Genomic DNA, 25,936 nt, shown 5'->3' with positions numbered 1-25,936 from the left:
TCAGCGGCCACGCATGAACAGGCGGTCCAGTTCGGCCATGCTGAGCTGGACCCAGGTCGGCCGGCCGTGGTTGCACTGGTCGGCACGCTCGCAGGCTTCCATGTCACGCAGCAGCGCGTTCATCTCCGGCAGCGAAAGAAGGCGGTTGGCACGTACCGCGCCGTGGCAGGCCATGGTGGCCAGCAGTTCGTTGCGCCGGCGCTCCACCACTTGGCTGGCCGGCGCCTCGCGCAGTTCCTCCAGCAGCGCGCGCAGCAGCGCCCCCGTGTCGGCACGCGCAAGCAGCGCCGGCACCGCGCGCACCATCAGTTCGTTCGGGCCGGCCTGCCCGATGTCGAAACCGAGTTTCTCCAGCACGTCGGCGTATTCGAAGGCGGTCGCCACCTCGCGCGCACTCATCGACAGCACGGCCGGAATCAGCAGCCGCTGTACCGCCGGCGCTCCTTCGAGCACCTTCTTCAGCTGTTCGTAGAGGATGCGTTCGTGCGCCGCGTGCATGTCCACCAGCACCAGGCCGGCGCTGTTCTGCGCCAGCACGTACACGCCCTGCAACTGGGCCAGCGCGAAGCCAAGCGGTGGCGCGTCGTTCTGCTGCGCCGGCAGATCGGGGCGCAGAACCGGCGCAGCCGAAGCGGCGACTGGTGCGTCCTGGCGGACGAAATCGAAGTAACGCGCCAGCGGCTGTTCGACATTCATGCCCTGCTGCTGCGACGGCCACTGCGGACGCTCCGGCAAGGACTCGAACGGCGACGACGGCGCGACGGCAGCGGCAACCTGTATCGACGGCGCCAGCGCGCGCTCGACCGCGTGGAACACAAACTGATGCACGCCACGCGAATCGCGAAAGCGCACTTCGGTCTTGGCCGGATGCACGTTCACGTCGACCGCGCGCGGATCGAGTTCGATGAACACGACGTAAGCCGGGTGCCGCGCGCCATGCAGCACGTCGGCGTAGGCCTCGCGCAGCGCGTGCGCAAGCAGGCGGTCGCGCACGAAGCGGCCATTGACGAAACAGTACTGTGCGTCACGCCCGGAGCGCGAGAAGGCCGGCTGGGCCGCATAGCCGCTGACGCGGATCTGGCCGGCGTCGGCCTCGACCACGCGCGCGTGCTGCATGAATTCGTCGCCGAGCAGCGCACGCACACGGCTTGCCATGTCGCCCGCCGGCAGGCGCTGCATCAGGCGGCCGTTGTGCATCAGCTGGAAGGCGACCTGCGGCACCGACAGCGCGATGCGGCCGAACACGTCGTCGCAATGGCCGTACTCGGTCTGTTCGGTGCGCAGGAATTTCCGCCGCGCCGGCGTGTTGTAGTAGAGGTCGGCCACATCGACCACGGTGCCGGCGTCGAGCGCGGCCGGCTCCGGCGAACCGCCGTTGTCGATGCGCCAGGCGTGCGCGCTGCCCGCTTCGCGGCTGGTGAGCGTGACGCGCGCAACGCTGGCGATCGACGCCAGCGCTTCGCCGCGAAAGCCCATGGTGGCCACCGCTTCGAGATCGTCGAGCGAGGCGATCTTCGACGTTGCGTGGCGGGCGAGCGCCAGAGGCAGGTCCTCTGGCGGCATGCCGCAGCCGTCATCGGCCACTCGCAGACGCTTGACGCCGCCCGCTTCGAGCTGAACCCGGATGTCGCGACTGCCGGCGTCCAGGCTGTTTTCCAGCAGTTCCTTCAGCACCGACGCCGGCCGTTCGACCACCTCGCCGGCGGCAATCTGGCTGATCAACAGGTCGGGCAACAGGTGAATCGAGGGCATGGCGGTGCGCAGAAGGTATTCGGTGCGCGATTTTACGGGCCGCAACATGCATCCGCTATCATCGCCGCTCGATTTCAGCCGGCCTCGCCATGGAACTGCTCACCACCTTCGTCGACCTGATGCTGCATCTGGACACCCACCTCGCGGCACTGGTGGCGCAGTACGGCGCCTGGGTCTACGCCATCCTGTTCGCCATCGTGTTCTGCGAAACCGGTCTGGTGGTGACGCCCTTCCTGCCCGGCGACTCGCTGCTGTTCGTCGCCGGCGCGCTGGCCGCGGCAGGCGGCATGCAGATCGGCCTGCTCATCGTGCTGCTGGTGATTGCCGCTGTGCTGGGCGACGCGGTGAATTACGCGGTCGGCGCCTGGTTCGGGCCCAAGGTGTTCCGCTGGGAAAGTTCGCGCTTCTTCAACCGCTCTGCCTTCGACCGCACGCACGCTTTCTACGAGCGGCACGGTGGAAAGACGGTCATCATCGCGCGCTTCATGCCGCTGATCCGCACCTTCGCGCCCTTCGTGGCCGGCGTGGCACGGATGCGCTACGCGCGTTTCGCGATGTTCAACGTGAGTGGCGCGCTGCTGTGGGTGGTGTCGCTGACGCTGGCCGGTTACTGGTTCGGCAACCTGCCCTGGGTGAAGCAGAACCTGACCCTGGTCATCCTGGCCATCATCGCGATATCACTTGCGCCAGTGGCAGTGGCCTGGGTGAAGTCGAAGATGTCCGGCGCGTCGAATCCGGCAGCCTGATGCGCGGCCAGCAGGCCTCGAGCGCGATGCAGTAGCGCTCGGCACCGGCGACGATGACGACGACACCTGCACGCTGCACGTCGGCCAGCAGGTGCTCGGCCCGTACGCTGGCCATGCGCTGGTCGCTACGGCCGAAAACCGTGTCGGCGCCGTCGCCGAGGTGCAGATAGAGCAGCGCCGAATGTTCGCGCGCCTGCTGCAGCGACGGGCGCCACTGTTCCGACGTGATCGGCTCGTCGTTGGCCGCCTCCAGTTCGACCCGCAGCAGAGGCTGGTCACGCAGCCTCGCCAGCGCCATCGCCAGTGCGTCGCACTGCACGTCCTGCCCGCCGCAGATCAGGACACCGCCGTGCTCGGCGCGCGCCAGCGTGCGCAGCAGCCGGCCGAAACGGCGGCTGCCTGCCTTCACACCGGGTGCGCGCACCCTTTCCAGCGGTTCCATCTTCATGGCGGTTTCGGCTCTTTCGGGGCCCTGCGCGGGCGGTCTTCCGCAACTGCGGCGATCCGCCACGAATGGCCCGGGTTGTCGTACGCTGTCGGTCATGAACGCTATGACAGCCTGCAAGCCGATTGTGCGCGCCCTGTGTTGCGCCGCGATAGCCAACTTGGTCACGGGCTGTTCGGGCACTGGTCAGAAACCCGCGCCAGTGGCCGATTCCATGCATCCTAAACAGATTGTTAAAAGTGACATCGACCGGGTGCTGGAAGCGCATCACAGGGAAATATTCGCCAGTCTGGAACGTCTGGCCGACAAGTTGTACAAGCGCAATCCGCGCGAGTGGCGACGCGCCGGACTGGACAGCCGCGAAGCGGCGATGGCCCGGCTGTTCGCCGCGCAGCACGACTGGCGACTGCCGGAATTCGACAACCGTCGCGGCATCGACGTGATGCGATTGGCCTTTGCGCCGGATTTCGCCGGCGACCGGGTGGCCGCGCTCATCATTGGCATGGGTGGCATGATCCAGACCGCCTGGGCCGACCGCAGCGAACTGTTCATCATGGACGAACTCGATCCGCAGGCGCTGTCGAACTGCGCGCGCAATATCGAAATCTCCGCCTGGAAGCTGGCGCAGTCGCGCGATGATCTCGGTGCCCCACTCCTGCTGTCGAACGAGATCGGCATCGACGGCATGCGCAATCTCAGTTTCGAGCGCGAAATGGGCAAGATGATCGGCTGGCTGGACATGAGTGCGCAGATCGTCGCCGACAAGAATCGCCGTGTCGTCACCCGCATCCTGCAGTCGCTGGCGACCGCCGTCTTCCTGCCGGTCAGGTAGTGCAGACAGCGGCTGGGCGATAATCCGGCCTTCACACCCGACCTTCGCCTCCGTCACCGAAACCGAATGAAATCCGTCGTCATCCTGATCTCCGGGCGCGGCAGCAATATGCGCTCCATCGTCGAAGCGGGCCTGGGCGCCAACGTGCGTGCCGTCATCAGCAATCGCCCGGACGCCGGCGGCCTCGCCTACGCACGTGAACATGGCATCGCCACCGCGGTGGTCGATCACACGCAACACCCGGATCGCGCCGCCTTCGACCACGCGCTGGCGCAGGAAATCGACCGCCACGCACCGGATCTGGTGGTGCTGGCCGGCTTCATGCGCATCCTGACACCCGGTTTCGTCGAGCACTACGCCGGCCGCATGATCAATATCCACCCGTCTCTGCTGCCCGCCTTCACCGGCCTGCACACGCACCGGCGCGCGATCGAGGCGGGTTGCCGCATCGCCGGCGTGACCGTGCATTTCGTGACCGGCGAACTGGACGGCGGCCCCATCATCGCCCAGACCGCCGTACCGGTGCTCGCCGGTGACGACGAGGCAACGCTGGCCGCGCGCGTGCTGGCGCAGGAACATCTGCTCTATCCGCGTGTGGTGCGCTGGTTCCTCGAAGAGAGGCTGACGCTGCAGCACGGTCGCGCCGCACTGCGCGACGAAGCGACGCCGGCCGCTGGCGCGCTGACCGCCCCGGGTGCGGATGACTGAGCCGCTGACCCGTTCGCGACTGGCCCTCGCGCTGCTCGTTTCGCTGCTGCTGCACCTGTTGCTGGCGGGCGGACTGAGCAGCTTCGACCACCGCGCCGGACCGGACGAATCGCTGCTCATCCGTGCCGCCCTGGTGCCGGCGCCGCTGCCGCCCCCCCTTCCGGTGCCGGCGCCCGAACCCGAGCCCGCGCCGCCGCCTCCACCGCCGAAGCCCGAGCCCAGACCGCCACGTGAGCCACGCGAGCTGGCGCCGACACCCCCCGAGGCGCTGTCCGACGGGCAGGCCGACCTACCACCTCAGGTTGGCAACACTGAAGACGCGGAGTCCGACAGGCCGCGGACGCCGGATGAACCCGAGCGCGATGAAAACGACGAGCCCGGGCGCGATGCAGCGGTGGACGATACGCAGGAGGTGTCACCACAACAGGCCCTGGTCGGCGAGGCCAGGCTGGAATTCGAGGTCTATCGGGGCGACAGCCTGCGCATCGGCGAAACCCGCTATCACTGGGTGCACGACGGCACGCGCTACCGGATGGACACGGTGACCGAAACCACCGGGCTGGCCGGCCTGCTCAAACCGCTGCGCATCGAGCAGTACAGCGAGGGCGACGTCGGCAGCGAGGGTCTGCAGCCGCGGCGCTTCGTACAGGATTCGAAGCAGGCCAAACCGCCGGACGAACAGGTCGATTTCGACTGGACGGCCAGTCAGGTTATGCTGCGCAGCGGTTCGAAGACGACGACGCACACACTGACGCCCGGTTCGCAGGACATGGCGAGCCTGTGGCTGGAAATCATCTGGCGCGCGCAGCGAGGCGGCGAGTTCGACTTCAACGTGGCGACCGGCCCGCCGCTATACGCCGCGCTGGTTCGTGCCGGACGACGCGCCGACCGGACTCGATACCGCGCTCGGGCGCCTGCTGGTCAAGCGCCTGCAGGTACGTGCCCAGCCCGGCGACAACCAGATCGAAGTGTGGCTGGCGCCCGACCTGCGCTGGCTGCCGGTACGCATCCGTTTCACCGACCGCAAGGGCGACGTGTACGACCAGCGCGTGCGCCGCATCGAGTACGAAAACCGCAGCATCGTCGCCGCGCCGGTCACGGCCGCGCCCGGCGCCGCGCCACCCGCGTCCGACCAACGCCAGACCGATTCAGACATTCCCATATTCCTGCGATGAAACCGAACGAGAAACTGATAGACGCCACCGCCGACGTACTGACCCGGCTGCTGCGCTTCGAACACCCGGCCGACGGCGTACTGTCCGCTTACTTCCGCGAGCAGCGCGCGCTGCAGTCGCGCGACCGCGCCTTCATCGCCGAACACGCCTACCTGGTGCTGCGCCGCCTGCGCTGGCTGCGCGCGATCGCCGGTGAGCACGCCGGCGCGCGCAAGCTGCTGATCGCCGCGATGGCGCGCATCGAGGGGCTGGGTCTGAAGCAGCTCGCGCCGCTGGTTTCGCGCAACGAAGCACAGTGGCTGGAAACGCTGGCGCCAAGCAAGGCGGAAGAGCTGTCGCTGGGCGAGCGCACCGACCTGCCGGACTGGGTGATCGAGCGGCTGTCGGCGCAGATGGACGAAGCGGCGCTGCTGTCGCTGGCGCGCGCGCTGAACCAGCAGGCGCCGCTGGACCTGCGCATCAACCTGATGAAGTCCGACCGCGAGTCGGTCATGGCGACGCTGGCCAACAACGGCATCGTCGCCGAGCCGGGCCGCTGGTCGCCGTGGGCGCTGCGCCTGAACGAGCGCCCGTCGCTGTCGAAGAACCCGCTGTACGAGAAGGGCATCATCGAGGTGCAGGACGAGGGCAGCCAGTTGCTGGCCCTGCTGCTGGCACCCAAGCGCGGCGAGATGGTGGTCGATTTCTGCGCCGGCGCCGGCGGCAAGACGCTGGCCATCGGCGCCATGATGCGCTCGACCGGCCGCCTGTACGCCTTCGACGTGTCGGAGAAGCGGCTGCTCAAGATGCGCCCGCGCGTGGCGCGCTCCGGGCTGTCCAACGTACACCCGGTACTGATAGACAGCGAGTCCGACATCAAGGTGAAGCGGCTGGCCGGCAAGGTCGATCGCGTGCTGGTCGATGCCCCCTGTTCCGGTCTTGGCACGCTGCGCCGCAACCCGGATCTGAAGTGGCGCCAGACACCGCAGGCGGTGACCGAACTGATCGCCAAGCAGCGCGCCATCCTCGCCGGTGCATCGCGACTGGTGAAGCCGGGTGGCCGGCTGGTCTACGCGACCTGCAGCCTGCTCGACGAGGAGAACCGCGGCGTCGTCGACGACTTTCTGTCGTCTCACCCGGATTTCGTCCGCGTGCCGGTGAATGAGCTGCTCGCCGCCGCCCGCATCGAACTCGACACCGGAATCGACCTCGAACTGCGGCCCGACGCGCACGGCACCGACGGCTTCTACGCGGCGGTGCTGGAGCGCCGCGGCGCCGCCGACAAGAAGGAGGACAAGAGTGAGGAGTGATCTGCGCGGCGCGCTGTTCGCCGCAACGATGCTGGCGGCGATGCCGCTCAGCGCCGGTCGCACGCTGCCTGCCGAGGGCAAGGTCGAGGTTGCGTTCGCCCCCTGGGACGACGTCGAACGGCTGGTGATGGACCAGATCGACGGCGCCCGCCAGGCGGTCTATGTGCAGGCCTACACGCTGACCAGCCGCAACATCGTCAAGACCCTGATCGCTGCCGCCGAGCGCGGGGTCAAGGTCGAGGTGGTGGCCGACCGCGACAAGGTGCTGAAGGACGAGCGCAGCGCGCTGCCGCGTGCCGCCGGCAACGGCGTGAAAGTATGGCTGGACGGCGACCACGCGGCCGCCCACAGCAAGGTGATGATCATCGACCCGGACGGCAAGGAACCGGTGGTGGTCACCGGCTCGTACAACTTCAGCTATTCGGCGAAGAGCGAGAACGCGGAGAACGTGATGGTGCTGAGCGGCCATCGCGCGCTGGCGCAGACCTATCTGGAGAACTGGAAACGCCATCGCGCGAAATCGATGAGCTTCGCTGACGCGGTAGTGCAGACTCAGGCGAAGGACGCGGCAGCTCAATGACGGAAATTTCGTTCGACGCGCTGATGCACATGCTGTCGCTGAACAGCACGCGCATCGAGCTTGCCGTGGTGGCCGCCTGTCTGGCGCTGGCCGGCCTGATCACTCGCCTGCTCATCCGGCGCCAGCGCCGGCAGGCGGGCATTGAAACACTGGGCGCCACCGCCCGACTCGGGCTTGAAGGACTGCAGCGCCTGCTGTTCCCGCTCGTGGGCATCGCCCTGCTGTCGATTGCCCGCGTCGTGGTCGAAATGCTGCAGCAACCGCCGGTGCTGATGCGCCTGGTCATCGCCATGCTGGTCGCGATGGGCGTCATCCGCCTGGTCGTCTACGGACTGCGCCAGGTGTTCTCTCCGGCCGGCTGGCTCAGCACCTTCGAATTGCTGATCGGCCTCACCATCTGGTCGGCCTGGGTGCTGCACGCGCTCGACATCCTGCCGGAAGTGATCGAATGGCTGGACAGCCAGCAGGTCGCGCTCGGCAAGCAGAAGCTGTCACTGTGGGCACTGATGCAGGGCGGCGCCTGGGTGCTGGTGACGCTGATCGCCGCCGTATGGCTCTCCGGTTCGGTCGAACGCAAGCTGATGCGCGCGCCGCTGGACAGCAATCTGCGCATCGTGCTGGCGCGGCTGTCGAAGGTTGCGCTGATGTTCCTGGCGCTGATGATCACGCTGCCGCTGGTCGGCATCGATCTGACCGCGCTGTCGGTTTTCGGTGGCGCGCTCGGTGTCGGCCTCGGCTTCGGTCTGCAGAAGATCATGGCCAATTACGTGTCGGGCTTCATCATCCTGCTCGACCGCTCGATCCGCATCGGCGACCTCATTTCGGTCGGCACTGACCGCGGACAGGTGCAGCAGATCACCACCCGCTACACGGTGCTGCGCAGCCCGTCGGGCGTGCAGTCCATCGTGCCGAACGAAACGCTGATCAGTTCGGTCGTACAGAACGAGGGCCTGTCGGACCGCGAGGTGCGTGTGGCGATTTCGGTCCAGGTCGGTTACGCCGACGACGTCGAGCGGGCGCTGGTCATACTGGAAGAATGCGCCCGCGCGCATGAGCGCGTGCTGTCCGAACCGGTGCCGCGCGCCTTCCTGCATTCCTTCGGAGATTCCGGCATCAATCTGGAACTGGGCTTATGGATTACCGACCCGGAGAACGGTACGCTGGGCATCCGTTCGGCGGTCCAGCTCGAAATCCTGCGCCGTTTCCGTGCCGAGGGGATTGAAATACCCTTCCCGCAGCGCGAAATAAGAGTACTTGGGGACACAGGCAATGTTGCATTGTGTGACGCCAAGGCTTGACGCTGCGCAAATTGACCGCTAGCCACTCTCGCGTAGAATCCGCATCTTCAAATCGTGTATCAAGGGAAATCCTGAATGTTGAATGGTCTTATCGACCTGCCCTGGTGGGGCTATATCGTCGTCGCGCTGGTGTTCACCCACATCACCATCGCGTCGGTGACGATTTTCCTGCACCGCCACCAGGCACACCGTGCGCTTGAGCTGCACGCCATTCCCAGCCACTTCTTCCGCTTCTGGCTGTGGCTGACGACCGGCATGGTCACCAAGGAATGGGCAGCCATCCACCGCAAGCACCACGCCAAGTGCGAGACGCCCGAAGATCCGCACAGCCCGCAGGTCCTCGGCATCAAGAAGGTGCTGTTCGAAGGCGCCGAGCTGTACCGCGCCGAAGCGAAGAACAAGGAAACCATGAGCCGCTACGGTCATGGCACGCCGGACGACTGGCTGGAGCGCAATCTGTACACCGGTCGCTCGGCGCTGGGCATCAAGCTGATGCTCGTCATCAACGTGCTGCTGTTCGGCCCGCTCGGCCTGACGATCTGGGCCGTGCAGATGGCCTGGATCCCGATCTGGGCGGCTGGCGTCGTCAATGGTCTGGGCCACTACATCGGCTACCGCAACTACGACTGCAACGACGCGGCAACCAATCTGGTGCCTTGGGGCATCATCATTGGCGGCGAAGAACTGCACAACAACCACCACTCGTTTGCGACCTCGGCAAAGCTGTCGTCGAAGTGGTACGAATTCGACATCGGCTGGATGTACATCCGCATCCTCGAAATCCTCGGTCTGGCCAAGGCCAAGAAGACCATTCCGCAGCCGCGTTTCGAAGCGCGCAACGTGGTCGACACGCAGACGCTGGAAGCCATCATCACGCACCGCTACGACGTGATGACGCGCTACATGAAGTCGCTGCGCTCGATCTACGCCGAGGAAGTCGAGAAGCTGCGCGCGTCGAACGCCGCACTGGCCGACGGCGAACGCTACCAGCGCTTCAAGCGCTGGCTGAACCGCAGCGAGAACGCGCAACCGACCAGCGACGACGCCGAAATGGCCTCGATGCTGTCGCACAGCAGCCGTCTGGAAACGGTGCACACGATGCGCCAGGAACTGACCGCACTGTGGGCACGCTCAACCGCGTCGAGCGAGCAGCTGCTGAAGCAGTTGCAGGACTGGTGTGCGCGCGCCGAAGCCAGCGGCATCAAGCAACTGCAGGACTTCTCGATGCGTCTCAAGTCTTACGCGATCTGATACGCATTCGCTGCACCCTGGAAGCCGGAAGTGCGTCGCACTTCCGGCTTTTTACTTGGATCAAACCAAATGGGCGGCTTACCCTCAAAATAGTGTTCGGTTAGCCGATAGAATTTGCAGGAGCCATGCAGTGGAGCACGGCCGGACACCGTGGCGGTGCCGGCCAATAACAACGAGAAGGAGTCAAGGATGTTTCGCCACGTACTCGTACCGATCGATGGTTCGGATCTTTCCAAGGCCGCAGTCAAGCATGCCGTCTGCTTCGCCAAGGACGTGAAGGGTCGCGTCACTTTCCTGTACGTGATGAAGGACTATCACGTATCGGCGCTGCACAGCGAGCAGGACGAGGAGAACATCGACCCGATTGCACCGAACGACTTCACCGACGCGATGCGCACCCACGCCGACCGCATCCTGCAGTCGGCACGCGCCGAAGCGGAAGCCGATGGTGTCCAGGTCGACAGCATTGCCGTGACCCATGACGAGCCGCACAAGGCCATCATCGAGGTCGCGCTGAAGCGCAACGCCGACGTGATCTTCATGGCGTCGCACAGCCGACGTGGTCTGGCCAACCTGCTGCTGGGCAGCGTGACGCAGAAGGTGCTGTCGAATTCGAAGATTCCGGTGCTGGTCTATCGCTGAGCGACGCGACGCCGACCGGCGGAAAAGGACGGGGATGCCGGCAACGGCATCCCCGTTTTCATTTGCGGCCGACGCAGCGGTCGGCGCAGGCGGGCATCTTCTCCGCCATCCACGACGAAATGAGGCTGGACGCGCCGGCCACGCACCAGAAGCCGAAGAAGCCTATGGTGTAGGTCGCCAGCGGCGAGAAATGCACCGGCTCGCCGAGCAGATACAGCTCCCGCGGATTGATCAGGCTGAAGAAGATGGTCTCCGCGACCGCGGCAACCAGGAAGGACGGCCAGGACACCAGTGCGAACAGGCGCCCGAAACGTCCGGGCACGCGCCGCGTCTCGACCTCCTCGATCTCGATTTCCCTAGCCACCGCTCGCCTCCACCGTCAGCGACTGCTGCACGCGCCAGCTGCGCGCCTCGTCCTCGATCACCAGCTTCCAGTGGGTCGGCTGCAGGGCACGCACGACGCCGCCGAAATGCCCGTCCTGCCCGTCGAACAGCAGTTCTCGGTCGAGTTCGCTGCGTGTCGGGTGCGCCAGCAGCACGCGCAGACGCGCCGGCATCGCGGTCGCATCAGCCATGCGCAGAGCCAGATCGAAGCGGGTGTCATCGGCGCCGGCCGGCGTCGCCGACACGGACAGTTCGACCCCAAGTTCGGTCGCCTTGCGCTCGCGCTCTATCGTGCGATTGATGGCCAGGCCCTGCTTGTAGTAATCGTCGGCGACCAGCGCCGTATTGCCGGTCGCAGCCAGCCAGGTGGTGATCACGCCGGCGATGATGACGGTGACCGGCCCGGCCGCAAGTATCCACGGCCAGCGATGGCGGTACCACGGCAACTGCATCGATGCGTCGTTGTTCATGCGGCTTACCTCGGCTGCAGGAAGGACGTCTTCTCATGCACGCGGATATCCGGTGCATCGACGGCCTGCAGGTTGAAATAGATTTCGTGGGAGCCCGGCTGCAGGGCTTCGGCATCGACCTGCACCCGTGCGGCGATGTCGCGCGACCCGGCCGCTTCGACCTCGATTTCGCGCAGGTCGGCGATGGCAGCACCCGGCAGACCTTCGACCTCGAGCACGTAGCGCCGTGCGACTTCCGAGGTGTTCATGATGCGCAGCCGATAGACGTTCTCGATCTTGCCGCCCTCGACCTCGCGCGCCAGCGTGGCGCGGTCGCGCAGCACGTTCATCTTGACCGGCGTACGGGTGAACAGTGCCCAGGCAAAACCGGACACGATGACGGCCAGCAGCGTGGTGTAGAGGATGACGCGCGGTCGCAGGATATGCGCCATCACCTCGCGCCAGCCCTCGTGTGCCGGCTTCTTCGCCAGCAGCGTGCGTTCGGTGGTGTAGGCGATCAGTCCGCGCGGGCGGCCGACCTTGTCCATCACCTGGTCGCAGGCGTCGATACAGAGCGCACAGCCGATGCACTCGTACTGCAGGCCGTTACGGATGTCGATGCCGGTCGGACAGACCTGCACGCACCAGTCGCAATCGACGCAGTCGCCGACCACCTGCCCCTCGCGCGCCTTCTTCTTGTTGCCGCGCGGCTCGCCCCGGTTCGCGTCGTAGCTGACGATCAGGGTGTCGGGATCGAACATGACGCCCTGGAAGCGGGCATACGGGCACATGTACTTGCATACCTGCTCGCGCATGTGACCGGCGAACACGTAGGTGAAGGCGGCGTAGAAGAACATCCAGAACGCCTCCCACGGACCGAGCGACCAGGCGGCGATCTCGGATGCCAGTTCGCGTATCGGCGTGAAGTAACCGACAAAGGTGAAACCCGTCCACAGGGCCAGCGCACCCCAAGCGCCAAACTTCGCGGCACGCAGACCGAGCTTGCGCGCGCTCATCGGCGCCGCGTCCAGCTTCATGCGGGCCGAACGGTCGCCCTCGATGTGCCGCTCTATCCACATGAAGATTTCGGTGTAGACCGACTGCGGACAGGCGTAGCCGCACCAGACACGCCCGGCCACTGCGGTGACCAGGAACAGTCCGAGCGCGCTGATGATCAGCAGCAGCGCGAGGAAGAGCACGTCCTGCGGCCACAGGACGATGCCGAAGATGTAGAACTTGCGCTCGACCAGATGGAAGAGCACGGCCTGTCTGTCGTTCCAGGGCAGCCAGGCCAGGCCGTAGAACACGATCTGCGTGATCCACACCATGGCCCAGCGTACGTTGTTGAAGCGCCCCTTGATGCTGCGCGGCTGGATCTTCTTGCGCGCCGCGTACAGATCTCCCTCATCCGACGACACATCGGTGATCGGAATCACCCGCGCCGCCCGCTTCACTTCGTTACCGGACGTACTGTCGCCGGGAGAGGGATTTGAAGCCATTTACTTCGCTCCACCCGCGTTGTTCGACAGGCCCCAGACGTAGGCTGCGACGAGGTGGATCTTCTTGTCGCCGAGCAGTTCGCCGTGCGCCGGCATATGGCCATTGCGCCCCTTGGCCACCGACTGCAGCACGATTGCTTCAGTGCTGCCGTACAGCCAGATGCCGTCGGTCAGGTTGGGCGCACCCACCATCTGGTTGCCCTTGCCGTCGGCGCCATGGCAGGCCGCGCAGTTCGCACCGAACACCGCCTTGCCACGCTGCACGCGCACGCCATCCGCCGCCATGCCCGACAGCGAGCGCACGTAATGCACCACGTCGCGCTGCTGCTCGCCATCGAGGATGGCGCCGAAGGCCGGCATCGCACCGTTGCGACCATTGACCAGCGTGGCCTTGATCGCCTCGGGCTCGCCGCCATACAGCCAGTCGGCGTCGGTCAGGTTGGGGAAGCCGCGCGAACCGCGTGCGTCGGTGCCGTGGCACTGGGCGCAGTTGTTCAGGTAGAGACGTTCGCCCATGGCGCGTGCTTCAGGATCGGCCGCCACTTCCTTCACGTCGAGACCGGCGTAGCGCTCAAACAGCGGCGCCACTTTGGCTTCGGCCTCCTTCACTTCCTTGTCGTAGGCGCCGGTGGACGACCACGCAAGCTTGCCGCCGAAGTTGCCCAGGCCCGGGTAAGCGGCCAGATAGACGATGGCAAACACGATGGTGATCCAGAACAGCCACACCCACCAGCGCGGCAGCGGGTTGTTCCACTCGGCCAGCGTTTCGTCCCACTGATGACCGTGCAGTTCGACCTGTCCCTTCGGACGGGCGCCACGGTTGGACAGGATGATGAAGGCACAGAACGCGATACTGGCGACGACGAGCACCACCACGTACATGTTCCAGAAGTCGTTGATGAAGTCGCTCACTTTTGTTCTCCGGTTTCGGTGTGCGCGCGATCGTCGTCGGCGAAGGGCAGCATCGCTGCCTCGTTGTGGGCGCGCTGCGCGCCCGGACGCCAGGCCATGATCACGATGGCGACGAAGCAGGCGAAGCCCGCGACGGTGACTGCCGAGCGCAGTGCGTTGATGTCGAGTTCCATGACGGGCTCCCTCAGTTCACACGCTTGATCGCGGTGCCCAGACCTTGCAGGTAGGCAATCAGGGCATCCATTTCGGTCTTGCCCTTCAGTTCGGCCGCTGCGCCCTTCATCTGCTCTTCGGTGTAGGGCGTGCCGACTACGGTCAGCGCACGCATGCGCTGCTCGATGGTGCTGGCGTCGACCGGACGCTCGAGCCAGGGGAAGGCCGGCATGTTGGATTCCGGCACGACATCGCGCGGATTGATCAGGTGCACGCGGTGCCACTCGTCGGAGTAGCGACCGCCGACGCGGGCCAGATCCGGACCGGTACGCTTGGAGCCCCACTGGAACGGACGGTCATAGACGAACTCGCCAGCGACCGAGTAGTGGCCATAGCGCTCGGTCTCGGCACGGAACGGACGGATCATCTGCGAATGACAGTTGTAGCAGCCCTCGCGGATGTAGATGTCGCGTCCGGCGAGTTGCAGCGGGCCGTACGGCTCGACGCCCTTGACCGGTTCGGTGGTCGAGTGCTGGAAGAACAGCGGAACGATTTCGACCAGACCGCCGATGGCGATGGTGATCACCGTCAGGATCGCCAGCAGGCCGACGTTGCGTTCGATTGCTTCGTGTTTGGATGCAGCCATGATGTCTTTCTCCAGTGATCAGGCGTGCGCGGCAGCAGGCGCCACCACCGGTGCGTTGTACGGCTTCTGGCCGGCGATGGTCTTCCACACGTTCCAGGCCATGACGAACATGCCGGACAGGAAGAGCGCGCCGCCGAGGAAGCGGATGAACCAGAACGGATAGCTGGCCTTGACGCTTTCGACGAAGGTGTAGGTGAGCGTGCCGTCGTCGTTGATGGCGCGCCACATCAGGCCCTGCATCACGCCGGCGATCCACATCGAGGCGATGTAGAGCACGACGCCGAGGGTGGACATCCAGAAGTGGATGCTGATGGCCGGTATCGAGTACATCTTCTCCTGGCCGAACAGGCGCGGGATCAGGTAGTAGATCGAGCCGATGGAGATCATCGCCACCCAGCCCAGCGCGCCCGAATGCACGTGACCGACGGTCCAGTCGGTGTAGTGCGACAGCGCGTTGACCGTCTTGATCGACATCATCGGACCTTCGAAGGTCGACATGCCGTAGAAGGACAGCGAGGTGATCAGGAACTTCAGGATCGGATCGGTGCGCAGTTTGTGCCAGGCGCCCGACAGCGTCATGATGCCGTTGATCATGCCGCCCCAGCTCGGTGCGAGCAGGATGAGCGAGAACACCATGCCCAGCGACTGAGTCCAGTCCGGCAGCGCGGTGTAGTGCAGGTGGTGCGGGCCCGCCCACATGTAGGTGAAGATGAGTGCCCAGAAGTGCACCACCGACAGGCGGTAGGAATAGACCGGACGCTCGGCCTGCTTGGGCACGAAGTAATACATCATGCCGAGGAAGCCAGCGGTCAGGAAGAAGCCGACCGCGTTGTGGCCGTACCACCACTGCACCATGGCGTCCTGCACGCCGGCGTAGGCCGAGTAGGACTTCCAGAAGCCGGCCGGGATGGCCGCGCTATTGACCAGGTGCAGTACCGCGACGGTCAGGATGAAGGCGCCGTAGAACCAGTTCGCGACATAGATGTGCGAGGTGCGGCGCTTGGCGATGGTGCCGAAGAACACGACCGCGTAAGCCACCCAGACCAGCGTGATCAGCACGTCGATCGGCCACTCGAGCTCGGCGTACTCCTTGCCCGAGGTGTAGCCCAGCGGCAGCGTGACCGCGGCCAGCACGATCACCAGTTGCCAGCCCCAGAACACGAACTCGGCCAGCCACGGTGCGAACAGCCGTGTGTGACAAGTGCGCTGCACGACGAAGAACGAAGTCGCCATCAGCGCACAGCCGCCGAAGGCAAAGATGACCGCGTTGGTGTGTAGCGGCCGCAGTCGGCCGAAGTGGAACCACTCGCCGACATTAAGTTGCGGCCAGACCAGCTGGGCGGCAATGACCACGCCGACCAGCATGCCCACGATGCCCCACACCACCGTCATCAGTGCGAACTGCCGCACCACCCGGTAGTCGTAGGTGCCGTGAACGGACCCCATTGCTTCTGTTTTCATTTTTGCCTGCTCCCACATTGAAATTGCACCGCTACGCCCGCATGGGCGCACGCACGCATGATCCGGCCCGAAGGGTATGTGCTCGCCCGCTTGCGGGTCTTGACCCACGTCAAGCGCTCTATCGTTTCACGCTGTTTCACCGTCGCGGCGTGCGCACCGATGCCTGCCGCATTTTTCCCACGGAAAATGATATTCGACGCTGATCGAATCAAGAAAAGAACTTCGATCAAATCAATTTACGGAATGAAATTCCGCGCTTATCATTCGATTTCCTCAACCCATGGAGACAACGCAATGTCCGGTCAGAGCTACGACGAATTGATGGCAAAAATCGCGGAACTGCAGCAGCAGGCAGAAGCAGTGCGCCGAGCGGAGCTCGAAGCAGTCATTTCGGACGTGCGTGCCAAGATCAAGAAATACAATCTGTCGGCCTCCGATGTTGGCCTTGCTGGCGGTGCAGCACGTCGCTCGGGTCGCCCGGCTGCAGCAGCCAAGGTAAAGATCGCTCCCGGCAAATATCGCAATCCGGCCACCGGCGAAATCAAGGAAATCGGTGCTGCCGGCCGTAAGCCGGGTTGGCTCGCAGCGATGAGCGCCGACGAACTTTCGGCCGCTCGCGTGTCCTGACTTCAATTCAGTCGCGCACAAAAAAGGCACCGCAAGGTGCCTTTTTCATTCACTGTTTCCGCGCAGCCGCGGCCTCTTCCTTGAGCGCCCTGCGCAATATCTTTCCGACATTCGTCTTCGGCAGTTCGCTGCGGAATTCAACGTGGCGCGGAATCTTGTATGCGGTGAGCTGGGTCCGGCAGTGGGCTATCACGGCATCGGCGGTCAAGGTCGCGTCCCTGCTGACGACGAACACCTTCACCACCTCGCCCGAATGCTCGTCCGGCAGCCCGATCGCACAGCACTCGAGCACGCCGGCGCAGGCGGCGACGACGTCCTCGACCTCGTTCGGATAGACGTTGAAGCCGGACACCAGAATCATGTCCTTCTTGCGGTCGACGATACGCACGAAGCCGGCCTCATCGACCGTGGCGACATCACCGGTACGCAGGAATCCATCGGCCGTCATTACCTGGGCGGTTTCCGCCGGACGACGGTAGTACCCCTTCATCACCTGCGGGCCGCGCACGCACAATTCGCCGGTTTCGCCCGGCGGCACTTCCCGCCCCTCGTCGTCACGTATCGATATTTCAGTAGACGGAACAGGCAACCCGATCGCGCCGTTGAATTCCTTCTGATCCGGCGGATTGATGCACACCGCCGGCGAGGTTTCGGTCAGGCCGTAGGCCTCGATCAGCGGCTGACCGGTGATTTTCTTCCAGCGTTCGGCGACCGCCCGCTGAACCGCCATGCCGCCGCCCAGCGATACGCGCAACCCGGAAAAATCGAGCTTGGCAAAATCCGGATTGTTCAGCAGCGCATTGAACAGTGTATTGACACCGGTAATGACGGTGAAACGGTATTTCTGAAGTTCCTTGACGAAGCCGGGAATGTCACGTGGATTGGTGATCAGTATGTTGGTTGCACCCAGCTTCAGAAATACGAGGCAATTCGCGGTCAGCGCAAAGATGTGATACAGCGGCAAGGCCGTGATGACGATCTGCGGTCCGCTCATGAAAGGCCGAATCCAGGCGTCGGCCTGCATCATGTTGGACACGATATTGCGATGGGTGAGCATGGCGCCCTTGGCCACCCCGGTCGTGCCGCCCGTGTACTGCAGGAAGGCGATGTCTTCGTGCACGACATTGACCGGATTCAGCGTGTGCCCCAGCCCCAGCTTGATCGCCTCGTTGAAGCGGACCGCCGACGGCAGGTCGAAGGACGGCACCATCTTCTTCACGTGGCGCACGACCAGATTGACGATCCAGCCCTTGGGCGCCGGCAGCAAGTCGCCCAGCGCGGTGACGACGACGTGACGCACCGAAGTGCGGTCGATCACGCGCTGCAGCGTCGAGGCGAAGTTCTCCAGCACGACGATGACTTCCGCACCGCTGTCGTTGAGCTGGTGTTCGAGCTCGCGCGGCGTATACAGCGGGTTGCAGTTCACCACCGTGTAGCCGGCGCGCAGCGCGCCGAACATCGCCGCCGGATACTGCAGCACATTGGGCATCATGATCGCGACGCGCGACCCCGGCGCGAGACCGAGCACCGACTGCAGATAGGCCGCGAAGGCGGCGCTCAGGCGGTCAAGTTCCGCGTAGGTGATTGCCTTGCCCATGCAGACATAGGCATCGCGCTCCGCGAACTCGCGGCAGCTGCGCTCGAACACCTCGCCGACCGACATGAACTCCGACGGATCGATCTCGGCCGGAACACCCTTGGGGTAGCTTTTGAGCCACACCTTCTCCATTACCGCCTCCTCGCGTCATCGTGCCGCTGCCGTGCGAACGCGGCAGCGTGCTGCATGATCGTGCGGCCGGGCATCAACCCGACATGTCTTCCATCGGCCAGTCGCGAATATAGCTCTTCAACATGCGGTTCTCGAAACTCTGCTCCTCCAGCATCGCGCGCGCGACGTCGTGGAAGGACAGCACGCCCATCAGCGTATCGCCTTCCATGATGGGCAGATAGCGGCAGCGGTTCTCGAGCATCAGTCGGCGCAGTTCGTCGACTTCCATGTCCGGGTGGGCGGTCGCCGGATCGCGATGCATGACGGCGGATACGGTCAGCGACTGCCAGTCGCCGCCGGACGCCCGCACCGAGCGCAGCACTTCGCGGAAGGTGAGCATGCCAACCATGCGGCCATGCTCCATCACCACCAGCGAACCGACGTCGAGGTCGGTCATCGTGACGACTGCGTTGCCCAGCGTCTGTTGCGGTGCCACCGTGTAGAGCACGGTGCCCTTGATGCGCAGGATTTCATGTACTTGCATGGTTGCCACTCTCCTCCTCGCCGCGCGGGCACGGGGTGCGCGCTGCGGATGACCATGCGTCGATGGTAGTCAAAAGCGTCGGCGCCGCAAAGCGCCGGCGTTCAGAAAAGGCGATCCAGACGCCCGTCCGGACGCAGCAACGCCGCACATGGCGTCTTTCCGGGGCGGATCAGGCGTACCGACTCGGCGTAGCGCTTCAGCTGTTCGGCATACTCCCCGGCGAATCCCGCGCCCTCCCCGCTCTTGTAATCCAGTATCCAGATCTCGTCGTCGAACTCGACCAGGCGGTCGATGCGGCCGAGGCTGCCGTCGGGCAGCACGAATTCCACTTCGCTGGCCGCCCAGCGATGCAGCGCCGGATCGAAGAAACGGCGCAGCGAAGCGCTGCCGGTCATGGCGCGCGCAAGGCGTTCAAGTTCGCTCCAGCGCGTCGCATCGAGCGCCGGCGGGCGCGGCGGCGGCGGCTCGCCGCAGGCCAGCGCTTCCAGCCAGGCGTGCAGGCCGGTACCCCAGATCTGTGCGTCGTTCATCGGCACCACGACGCGACGCTCGCCCACCGGTGTCAATGGCGGAGCTTCGGCAGCCATCGGCGCCGCGGCAACCGTATCGATGTCGGGGCACGCATCGGCGGCGCCTGAACTCAGTCGCAGTGCACCGTCGTCGGTGGTCTGTACCGACGGGCAGCCACGCAGGGCCGTCTGCAAACGCGCCAGCCAGCTGTCCTCGGCCACGCCCCGCGCCGGGCTGACGCCGCTGGCGAACAGGAACTGCCGCGCCCGGGTGACCGCGACGTAGAGCAGATTGGCGTCCTCGCGTGCCGCAGCGCGGGCTTCGGCCTCGATGAAACGGGCGCGCGCCTGCCCCTGGTTCTCCTTGCGCTGCAGCAGCGACAGGTGTTCGGGCGCCGGCGCACCCGGCGGCCAGGCCAGCAGCACGCGCGCGCCGCTGTCGGCTCGCGGCTTCGCGATGGCGTCGGCCAGCCAGACGATGGGCGCCTCCAGCCCTTTCGCCGCATGGACCGTAAGCACGCGCACGCGGCCGCGTGCCGGATCCTCACCGAGGATGAGCCCCTCGTCCGGCGCTTCGTCGTCCTCGTTGCGCAATCGTGCAAGTTCGTCGAGAAAGCGCGGCATGCTGGGGAAGCGGCCGCTGTCGACCTTGAGCGCCAGTTCCATGAACGCTTCCAGATTCGCACGCACGCCCGGCCAGGCCATCGGATCGACCTGGGCGGCATAGCGCTGCATCAGCTCGCCACGGTGGAACACGCGGTCGAGCAGGTCGTGCACCGGCAGTTGCGCGGCGGCGGCCAGCCAGTCGCTCAGCAGCGACGCCGCACGCGCGAGTTCGGCGTCGTCGCCGTCACGTGCAGCGCGCAGTGCGGGCCACAGTGCGGAGCCGGCGCTGGTCAGGCGCAGCAGGTGCGCATCGGACAGCGCGAACAGCGGGCTGCGCAGCACGTGCGCCAGCGCCAGCGCATCGGCCGGCGCGGCGATGAAGCCCAGCAGCGCCTGCAGATCGGCTGCCTCCAGCGTGTCGAGCAGGCGGCCGCGGCTGGCACCGAAGTACGGAATGCCGTGCGCGCGCAGCGCCGCCTCATAGACGGCGAGACCGGTGCGCCGGCGCAGCAGGATCATCATGTCGCCATAGCGCGCCGGCCGCACCGCGCCACTGTGCGCATCGCGCACGGCGACCCGCCCGACCATTGCCTGCAGCCGCGCGCACATCGCGTCGGCCTCGCGACGACGCCTGCTGTCCTCGACCGTTACGCGCGGCGTGGTGAGCGGATTGCGCAGGCCGGCATCGTTCGTCGTCGCCTCGTCCGGCGCGTCGACGTCGTGGCCGAAAGCCGGCAGCACCTCGACCGCGCCGGGCAGGCCGAGCTGCGTCGTGCCGTGTGGCGCGAAACCTTCGAACACGTCGAGCGCGCCGAACAGCGCATTGACCACCTCGACCACCGCCGGGCTGCTGCGCCGCGTTACGTTGCGCCGGATGTCGATGGCGCCGAAGCGCTCGGCGAAAGCCGTGCGCGCGTGCGCAAAGATGCGCGGATCGGCGCGGCGGAAGCGGTAGATCGACTGCTTCGGGTCGCCCACCACGAACACGCGTGGCTGCACCTGATCCGGCGCGTAGGCGTCGAGCCAGTGCATCAGCACCTGCCACTGCAGCGGATTGGTGTCCTGGAACTCGTCGAGCAGCAGGTGGGTGTAGCGCGCATCCAGCCTTGCCTGCACGAAGGGGCCGGTCTGGGCGTCGCCGAGCAGGCGCGCCGCGTGCCATTCGAGGTCGCCGAAGTCGAGCACGCCGGCGCCGCGTTTGACCTGGTCGTAGGCGTCGAGCATGGCCGAGGCGACGGTCAGCGCGTGCCGGTTCAGTTCCCAGGCGGCGCGGTCGCTCAGCGCGTGCAGGCAGGCCAGCAGGCGCTCGGCGCAGGACTCGAACAACTGCTGCGTGCGCTCGGCTGCGCCGAGCTTTTCCATCGCCTTGCCCGGCTTGAACGCGATCGGCACACCGGCGCGGGTCAGCAGTTCGGCGCACAGACCGTCGAAGAAGGCCCGGGCGTCACGCTGGCCGGCGGCCGTCTCCAGCGCGACCGCCTTGCGCTGCTGCGCCTCCGTGCCCTGCCCCAGCAGCTTTGCGAGTTCCAGCGCTGCGGCGCGCAGCGTAGCGTCCTGTGCCAGCGCATCGACCGGTGCTTCACGGTCGGCGCCGAAGAAGGACTCGAGATGCGCGAACACGCCATCGAGCCCGTCGTGCGCAGCCAGCCAGGCCTGCCACTCGGCGCGCCGCTCTATCAGCGCTTCGGCGAGGCTGCGCGCGCCGGCGAGACCGGCCTGCGCGAGCAGCCAGCGCACCGACTGCGCCAGTTCGCCGTCCGGCGCACTGCCGGCACGTCGCATCAGCACGCCCCAGGCCTGGTCGCGCAGGCGTGCGGTGCGCTCGGCAAGCTGCAGCCCGCCGAGGCCGGCCGACAGCGGAGCGGCACCGAGCAGCGACGAAAACCAGCCGTGGAAGGTGTTGATCGTCAGCCCAGGGCGGGCGCCGGCGACGCGTTCGAACAGACCGCGCGCACGCTCGATCAGCGCCGCGTCATTGCGCGCATCGACCCCGCGCTGATCGAGGAAGGCGATCACGCCGGCGTCGTCCGCCACCGCCAGTTCGCCCAGCCAGTGCTGCAGCCGCTCGTCGATCTCGCGCGCCGCCTTGCGCGTGTAGGTGATGGCCAGTATCTCGCCCGGCGCCACGCCCGCCAGCAGCAGACGGATCAGCCGCGACACCAGCGTCCACGTCTTGCCGCTGCCGGCGCACGCCTCGACGACGACGCTGGCAGATGGATCGAGTGCGCGCAGGCCGTCGTTCATGCGCGCCAGTCCTTGCGGCACAGGCCGCGCATTTCGCAGTAGGCGCAGGCGCGGTCGTCGCCGTGCGCAGGCAGCGCGGCTCCGGCACGCAGCGCCGGAAACAGCGCGCCGATCAGTCCCTGCAACGCTTCGGCCGCCGCGTGCGGCTCGGGCTGCGGGTGCGGCACCGGCGCCGGCTCGTCGAGCGCCAGATAGGCGGCTTCGCTCACCGTGTCGCCTTCGAGCAGTGTGTAGAAAGCGAGCTGCAGATCTTCCCCGCCCTGCACGCTCTTCTTCACGGCTTCGCTGCTACGCAGCTTGTAGTCGAGCAGCGACACGCCGGCGACACCGCGGTCGATGCGGTCGATGCGGCCTTCGAGCGACAGCGTGCCGCCGTCCGGCAGGTCGAGCGGTCGCGCCCGCGACTGCTCGCCGCTGTCGAAAACCCAGCCCTCGGCTTCGCGCGCGCAGGCCCAGGCAACGTAGGCGTCGGCGCGGTCGTGCAGGCGATCGGCCCACGCGTGTTCCTGGAAGTTGCGACTGATCGCGCCATCGAAGGCGACCGCGATGCGCGCGCGCATGTCATCGACCAGCGCCTGCGGCGTTTCGCTGTCGAGGCGCGGGTGCGCAACATGAAAGTCGTGCAGCAGCGCATGCACCAGTTCGCCCACGCTGCCTTTGCCCATCGTTTCCTCGACCTCGTCGCCCTCGCCCAGGCCGAGCACGCGGCGCGCGTAGTAGCGGTAGGGGCAGGCCATCAGATCGGCCATCGCGCTGGCAGTGAGCCGCTGCGGCACCCGATCGGCTTCGAGCACCGGCGCGCTGGTCTGCCGCGGCAGCGCGGCCGGCTCGGGATCGGGCTGGGCCGGCGCGGCGCTGACGGCACTCGGCAGGCCGGCGCGCACGAACATCAGATCGAGCAGTTGCAGGTCGGCGCCGGGCAGATTGGCTTCGCCATTGCGCTGCGCCTGCCAGCTGAACACGATCTCTTCACTGTTCAGGATCAGCCCGGCGAGGTCCTCGCGCAGCTGGCGTGCCGCCTGCTGCGTATCGGCCAGCCCCAGTTCGCGCCGCAGCCCTTCGTGGCCAAGCACGCCGCGCAGTTGCGGCGGCGCCAGATGTTCGCCGTCGGCGCCAATCACGTATACGGCGTCGAACACGCGCAGCCGGGTCGCCGCAAGATGGGTCAGCACGACAGGACTGTCGATCGCAGTGTCGCGGAACAGCGCCCGTTCGAACTCGCCATTGAGCCACTGGCGCCAGTCGGCAAAGGTCAGTGCCAGCGCCACACCGCTGCTGTCCGCACGCAGTTGTTCGAGCAGTGCGATCACTTGTGCGCCGGCGGCGTCCTGCAGCAAGGCCGTGCGCGCCTGCAGCGCATCGAGCGCGGCCAGCAGCCGTTCGATCCAGAAGGCGGCGGGCGCGGCCTGGGTCGGCATCAGGTTCGCCGCCTGCGCGAACGGAACCATCAGCGCCGCGCCCGCCCGCCCGGCCAGTTCGCGCGCCGCATCGGCGAGCAAGGCCTGCAGCCCGTCGACATGGTTGCGCCGCACCACCCAGTGATCGACCTCGGCGATCGCCCGCGCGTGCGTGTCGGCATCCATCGTGCCTGCGACATAGGGCGAGCGCACCAGATCGAGCAGGTCGCGGTGATAGCCGTCGGACGCCAGGCACTGCAGAAAGGCATCGACCGTCGCCGCGGCGCGCGTGGTGGACAGCTTCCAGCCGGTTTCGTCGGCCAGCAGCACCTGCCTGCGTTCGAGCAGGGCACGGGTGCGGCGGGCGGCTTCGCGGTCGCTGGCGACCAGGGCGATGCGGCGGCGCCCCTCCGCCAGCCAGCGGACAATGCAGGTGGCAGCATGCTGCGCCTCCTGTTCGAGCGATTGCGCACTGACCAGCCGCACGCGGTCACGCAGACGCTGCGCCGCGTCCGCCGGCACGCGGCGCGACCACAGCGTGCGCGCATCGTCGGCGGCAACCGGCCAGGCGGCATCGAGCGCGCGCGACAGCGCGTCTTCATCCGCCGCGCGCCGCACGCCGATGTGCAGTACTTGCACGCGCTGTGCAAACGCGGTCAACCAGTCCGGCGCCGGATCGAGCGTGTCGGCCAGCAGCACGACCGGCCGGCGCGCTGCCGCGGCCGCCCGGTAAAGCGCCTGCGTCGTCGCGCGTGCATGACCGGGGGTGCCGGTGCTGTCAGCCAGCCACACCGCGTGAACAAGCCGCGCCTCGAGCGACAGCGCCGCACTGTCGTGCAGTGCGTGCGCCCGGGCGAATGCGCCTTCGAGCGCGGCCTCGTCCGGCACCGGCACATCGGCCAGCGTGTCGGCGAGATCCATCAGTTCGCGCGCGACCGCCCACAGGTCGGCGTCCCCCAGCCAACCTACCCGGCGCAACTGGGCGACCAGCCCGAGCAGCCGCCGCGAATCGGGGTCGGTCGCCGCATCGCCCCGCCAGCGCGCGGCCAGCAGTTGCGGCGTGAGCACGCGCGGCATGAACAGCGCTCGGCCGGCCGCAGCTGACAGCGCGCTGCGCAGCGCCGGTGCCAGCGCAATGGACGGCAGGATGAGGTCACAGTCGGCGAGCGCGTCGCCGTGACGATCGAGGAGGATGCGTGCCACCCGGCCGAACAGGTCCGGACCGGGGGACAGCGTGACGGAGTCGAAACCCGCTCCGCTCATGCGTCAGCGCGGGCGAAGAAAGGAAACGGAGCGCGCGCTCAGCGCTCGAGCATGCCGAGCTTGTCCTTCACCTTGGCCCAGTCGTCGGCGTCGGGCAGCGCGTCCTTGCGCTCGATGATGGCCGGCCATTCCTTGGCCAGTTCGGCATTCAGTTCGATGAACTGCACCTGGTCCGCCGGCACGTCGTCCTCGGCAAAAATGGCTTCGGCCGGACATTCGGCAACGCACAGCGTGCAGTCGATGCACTCGTCCGGATCGATCACCAGGAAATTCGGGCCTTCGCGGAAGCAATCGACCGGGCACACATCGACGCAGTCGGTGTATTTGCACTTGATACAGGATTCGGTGACGACGTAGGTCATGATTTCTCCGTTGGGCGGGGGCTCTGCACTCGCAGGCAGGCCATGCATGGGCTGAAAAAGGCTGAATTCACGAGGGGCCGCGGCACGCGGGAGCAGCCTGCAGACTGCTAAACACAGGCGCGCCGCACCTCTTCCGGACGCGGGAGTTTAGCACCGGGGCGCGGCGGCACCTCGCCCACGCTGTCGTGCCGCTGCGACATGTGGCCATGACTTTTTGTATTTCCTTGCCATCTGCCTCTGCACGCCCGACTGTTTTTTGTATTAGCATCTTGCAAACAGTGCAGAAACCCTGAACTCCGACGCAGGGGACGCCGATACCGTGATCACTCCGGCGGCCAGGTTTCAGCAAGCCCCGAACCGGGCCGCTCCGTGAGTGGCCGGGAAACCCAGTCCAGCGACCCGACACTCACCTTTCGGCACGCAACATCCATCCAGTCCTGCAGGCGTCCCGAAC

Annotated in this window: 24 protein-coding genes and 1 pseudogene; 11 read left to right on the top strand and 14 right to left on the bottom strand. The window is 66.3% G+C overall.

Translation table 11 applies throughout. The features are described from left to right. Positions 1 to 1,752, bottom strand: coding sequence for a DNA mismatch repair endonuclease MutL (gene mutL, locus METRZ18153_RS0104920; protein ID WP_029143554.1), 1,752 nt, complete (start codon positions 1,750 to 1,752; stop codon positions 1 to 3). Positions 1,753 to 1,841: 89 nt separating this feature from the next. Here mutL and METRZ18153_RS0104915 point away from each other — a divergent pair, with 89 nt between their 5' ends. Continuing rightward, the gene (locus METRZ18153_RS0104915) at positions 1,842 to 2,498 is read left to right on the top strand and encodes a DedA family protein (protein ID WP_020163675.1); all 657 of its coding nucleotides are present in this window, start codon (positions 1,842 to 1,844) and stop codon (positions 2,496 to 2,498) included. Here the strand turns inward: METRZ18153_RS0104915 and METRZ18153_RS0104910 are convergent. After that, entirely contained in the window at positions 2,419 to 2,946 is a 528-nt protein-coding gene (locus tag METRZ18153_RS0104910; RefSeq protein ID WP_020163674.1) for a hypothetical protein, read from the bottom strand. The two genes, METRZ18153_RS0104915 and METRZ18153_RS0104910, sit on opposite strands and share 80 nt — an antisense overlap. A gap of 211 nt (positions 2,947 to 3,157) precedes the next feature. Between METRZ18153_RS0104910 and METRZ18153_RS0104905 the strand changes: the two genes are divergently transcribed. The 9 genes and pseudogenes from METRZ18153_RS0104905 to METRZ18153_RS0104865 all read left to right on the top strand — a co-directional run bounded on the left by METRZ18153_RS0104905 (position 3,158) and on the right by METRZ18153_RS0104865 (position 10,718). Next, positions 3,158 to 3,775 (top strand): hypothetical protein, encoded by a 618-nt coding sequence (locus METRZ18153_RS0104905; RefSeq protein ID WP_232415970.1) that lies wholly within the window; start codon positions 3,158 to 3,160, stop codon positions 3,773 to 3,775. 66 nt (positions 3,776 to 3,841) lie between these two features. Further along, complete coding sequence (gene purN, locus METRZ18153_RS0104900; protein WP_020163672.1) at positions 3,842 to 4,483, top strand: phosphoribosylglycinamide formyltransferase; 642 nt, start codon at positions 3,842 to 3,844, stop codon at positions 4,481 to 4,483. Next, a pseudogene (locus METRZ18153_RS20350) lies at positions 4,476 to 5,288 on the top strand (DUF3108 domain-containing protein); the annotation flags it as partial. The gene purN and the pseudogene METRZ18153_RS20350, both read left to right, overlap by 8 nt. A gap of 64 nt (positions 5,289 to 5,352) precedes the next feature. Beyond that, a complete protein-coding gene (locus tag METRZ18153_RS21070) occupies positions 5,353 to 5,658 on the top strand; it encodes a DUF3108 domain-containing protein (RefSeq protein WP_020163670.1) in 306 nt (101 codons plus the stop codon). After that, complete coding sequence (locus tag METRZ18153_RS0104885; RefSeq protein WP_020163669.1) at positions 5,655 to 6,947, top strand: RsmB/NOP family class I SAM-dependent RNA methyltransferase; 1,293 nt, start codon at positions 5,655 to 5,657, stop codon at positions 6,945 to 6,947. Before METRZ18153_RS21070 ends, METRZ18153_RS0104885 begins: the two co-directional genes overlap by 4 nt. After that, positions 6,937 to 7,527, top strand: a complete 591-nt coding sequence (locus METRZ18153_RS0104880; RefSeq protein ID WP_020163668.1) for a phospholipase D family nuclease — start codon at positions 6,937 to 6,939, stop codon at positions 7,525 to 7,527. The genes METRZ18153_RS0104885 and METRZ18153_RS0104880 overlap by 11 nt, the downstream gene beginning before the upstream one ends. Continuing rightward, positions 7,524 to 8,825, top strand: coding sequence for a mechanosensitive ion channel family protein (locus METRZ18153_RS0104875; RefSeq protein WP_020163667.1), 1,302 nt, complete (start codon positions 7,524 to 7,526; stop codon positions 8,823 to 8,825). The genes METRZ18153_RS0104880 and METRZ18153_RS0104875 overlap by 4 nt, the downstream gene beginning before the upstream one ends. Positions 8,826 to 8,900: 75 nt before the next feature. After that, entirely contained in the window at positions 8,901 to 10,076 is a 1,176-nt protein-coding gene (locus METRZ18153_RS0104870; RefSeq protein WP_020163666.1) for a DesA family fatty acid desaturase, read from the top strand. Between the two features lie 189 nt (positions 10,077 to 10,265). After that, positions 10,266 to 10,718, top strand: a complete 453-nt coding sequence (locus METRZ18153_RS0104865; protein WP_019919357.1) for a universal stress protein — start codon at positions 10,266 to 10,268, stop codon at positions 10,716 to 10,718. Between the two features lie 58 nt (positions 10,719 to 10,776). Here the strand turns inward: METRZ18153_RS0104865 and METRZ18153_RS0104860 are convergent, their stop codons facing one another. From METRZ18153_RS0104860 to ccoN, 7 genes are all read right to left on the bottom strand, one after another. Next, a complete protein-coding gene (locus tag METRZ18153_RS0104860) occupies positions 10,777 to 11,082 on the bottom strand; it encodes a hypothetical protein (protein WP_020163665.1) in 306 nt (101 codons plus the stop codon). Then, complete coding sequence (locus tag METRZ18153_RS0104855) at positions 11,075 to 11,572, bottom strand: FixH family protein (RefSeq protein ID WP_020163664.1); 498 nt, start codon at positions 11,570 to 11,572, stop codon at positions 11,075 to 11,077. The genes METRZ18153_RS0104860 and METRZ18153_RS0104855 overlap by 8 nt, the downstream gene beginning before the upstream one ends. Before the next feature lie 5 nt (positions 11,573 to 11,577). Then, positions 11,578 to 12,987: a cytochrome c oxidase accessory protein CcoG gene (ccoG, locus tag METRZ18153_RS0104850; RefSeq protein WP_020163663.1), complete on the bottom strand. Its 1,410-nt coding sequence runs from the start codon at positions 12,985 to 12,987 to the stop codon at positions 11,578 to 11,580. Positions 12,988 to 13,050: 63 nt separating this feature from the next. Beyond that, entirely contained in the window at positions 13,051 to 13,962 is a 912-nt protein-coding gene (gene ccoP, locus METRZ18153_RS0104845) for a cytochrome-c oxidase, cbb3-type subunit III (RefSeq protein ID WP_020163662.1), read from the bottom strand. Further along, positions 13,959 to 14,135: a cbb3-type cytochrome oxidase subunit 3 gene (locus METRZ18153_RS0104840; protein ID WP_020163661.1), complete on the bottom strand. Its 177-nt coding sequence runs from the start codon at positions 14,133 to 14,135 to the stop codon at positions 13,959 to 13,961. Before METRZ18153_RS0104840 ends, ccoP begins: the two co-directional genes overlap by 4 nt. 11 nt (positions 14,136 to 14,146) lie before the next feature. After that, a complete protein-coding gene (ccoO, locus tag METRZ18153_RS0104835) occupies positions 14,147 to 14,761 on the bottom strand; it encodes a cytochrome-c oxidase, cbb3-type subunit II (protein WP_020163660.1) in 615 nt (204 codons plus the stop codon). An 18-nt stretch (positions 14,762 to 14,779) separates the two neighbouring features. After that, entirely contained in the window at positions 14,780 to 16,207 is a 1,428-nt protein-coding gene (gene ccoN / locus METRZ18153_RS0104830; protein WP_020163659.1) for a cytochrome-c oxidase, cbb3-type subunit I, read from the bottom strand. Positions 16,208 to 16,279: 72 nt separating this feature from the next. On the opposite strand from ccoN, the gene METRZ18153_RS21065 reads away from it, so the two are divergent. Further along, the gene (locus tag METRZ18153_RS21065; RefSeq protein WP_232415969.1) at positions 16,280 to 16,849 is read left to right on the top strand and encodes an H-NS histone family protein; all 570 of its coding nucleotides are present in this window, start codon (positions 16,280 to 16,282) and stop codon (positions 16,847 to 16,849) included. 49 nt (positions 16,850 to 16,898) lie between these two features. On the opposite strand, the gene METRZ18153_RS0104820 is transcribed toward METRZ18153_RS21065, so the two are convergent. From METRZ18153_RS0104820 to fdxA, 5 genes are all read right to left on the bottom strand, one after another. Further along, the gene (locus tag METRZ18153_RS0104820; protein WP_020163657.1) at positions 16,899 to 18,578 is read right to left on the bottom strand and encodes a long-chain-fatty-acid--CoA ligase; all 1,680 of its coding nucleotides are present in this window, start codon (positions 18,576 to 18,578) and stop codon (positions 16,899 to 16,901) included. 73 nt (positions 18,579 to 18,651) lie between these two features. Continuing rightward, entirely contained in the window at positions 18,652 to 19,101 is a 450-nt protein-coding gene (locus METRZ18153_RS0104815; protein WP_020163656.1) for a CBS domain-containing protein, read from the bottom strand. Between the two features lie 101 nt (positions 19,102 to 19,202). After that, positions 19,203 to 22,460, bottom strand: a complete 3,258-nt coding sequence (locus METRZ18153_RS0104810) for a UvrD-helicase domain-containing protein (protein ID WP_020163655.1) — start codon at positions 22,458 to 22,460, stop codon at positions 19,203 to 19,205. Next, a complete protein-coding gene (locus METRZ18153_RS0104805; protein ID WP_020163654.1) occupies positions 22,457 to 25,120 on the bottom strand; it encodes a PD-(D/E)XK nuclease family protein in 2,664 nt (887 codons plus the stop codon). The genes METRZ18153_RS0104810 and METRZ18153_RS0104805 overlap by 4 nt, the downstream gene beginning before the upstream one ends. Before the next feature lie 38 nt (positions 25,121 to 25,158). Then, the gene (fdxA, locus tag METRZ18153_RS0104800) at positions 25,159 to 25,482 is read right to left on the bottom strand and encodes a ferredoxin FdxA (RefSeq protein ID WP_019919370.1); all 324 of its coding nucleotides are present in this window, start codon (positions 25,480 to 25,482) and stop codon (positions 25,159 to 25,161) included. Positions 25,483 to 25,936: the final 454 nt, after the last annotated feature.

The organism is Methyloversatilis discipulorum (genome assembly GCF_000385375.1).
Lineage (GTDB): Bacteria > Pseudomonadota > Gammaproteobacteria > Burkholderiales > Rhodocyclaceae > Methyloversatilis > Methyloversatilis discipulorum_A.
Note: the sequence above shows the minus strand (reverse complement) of the source record. Positions and strands in the feature narration are given on the sequence as shown.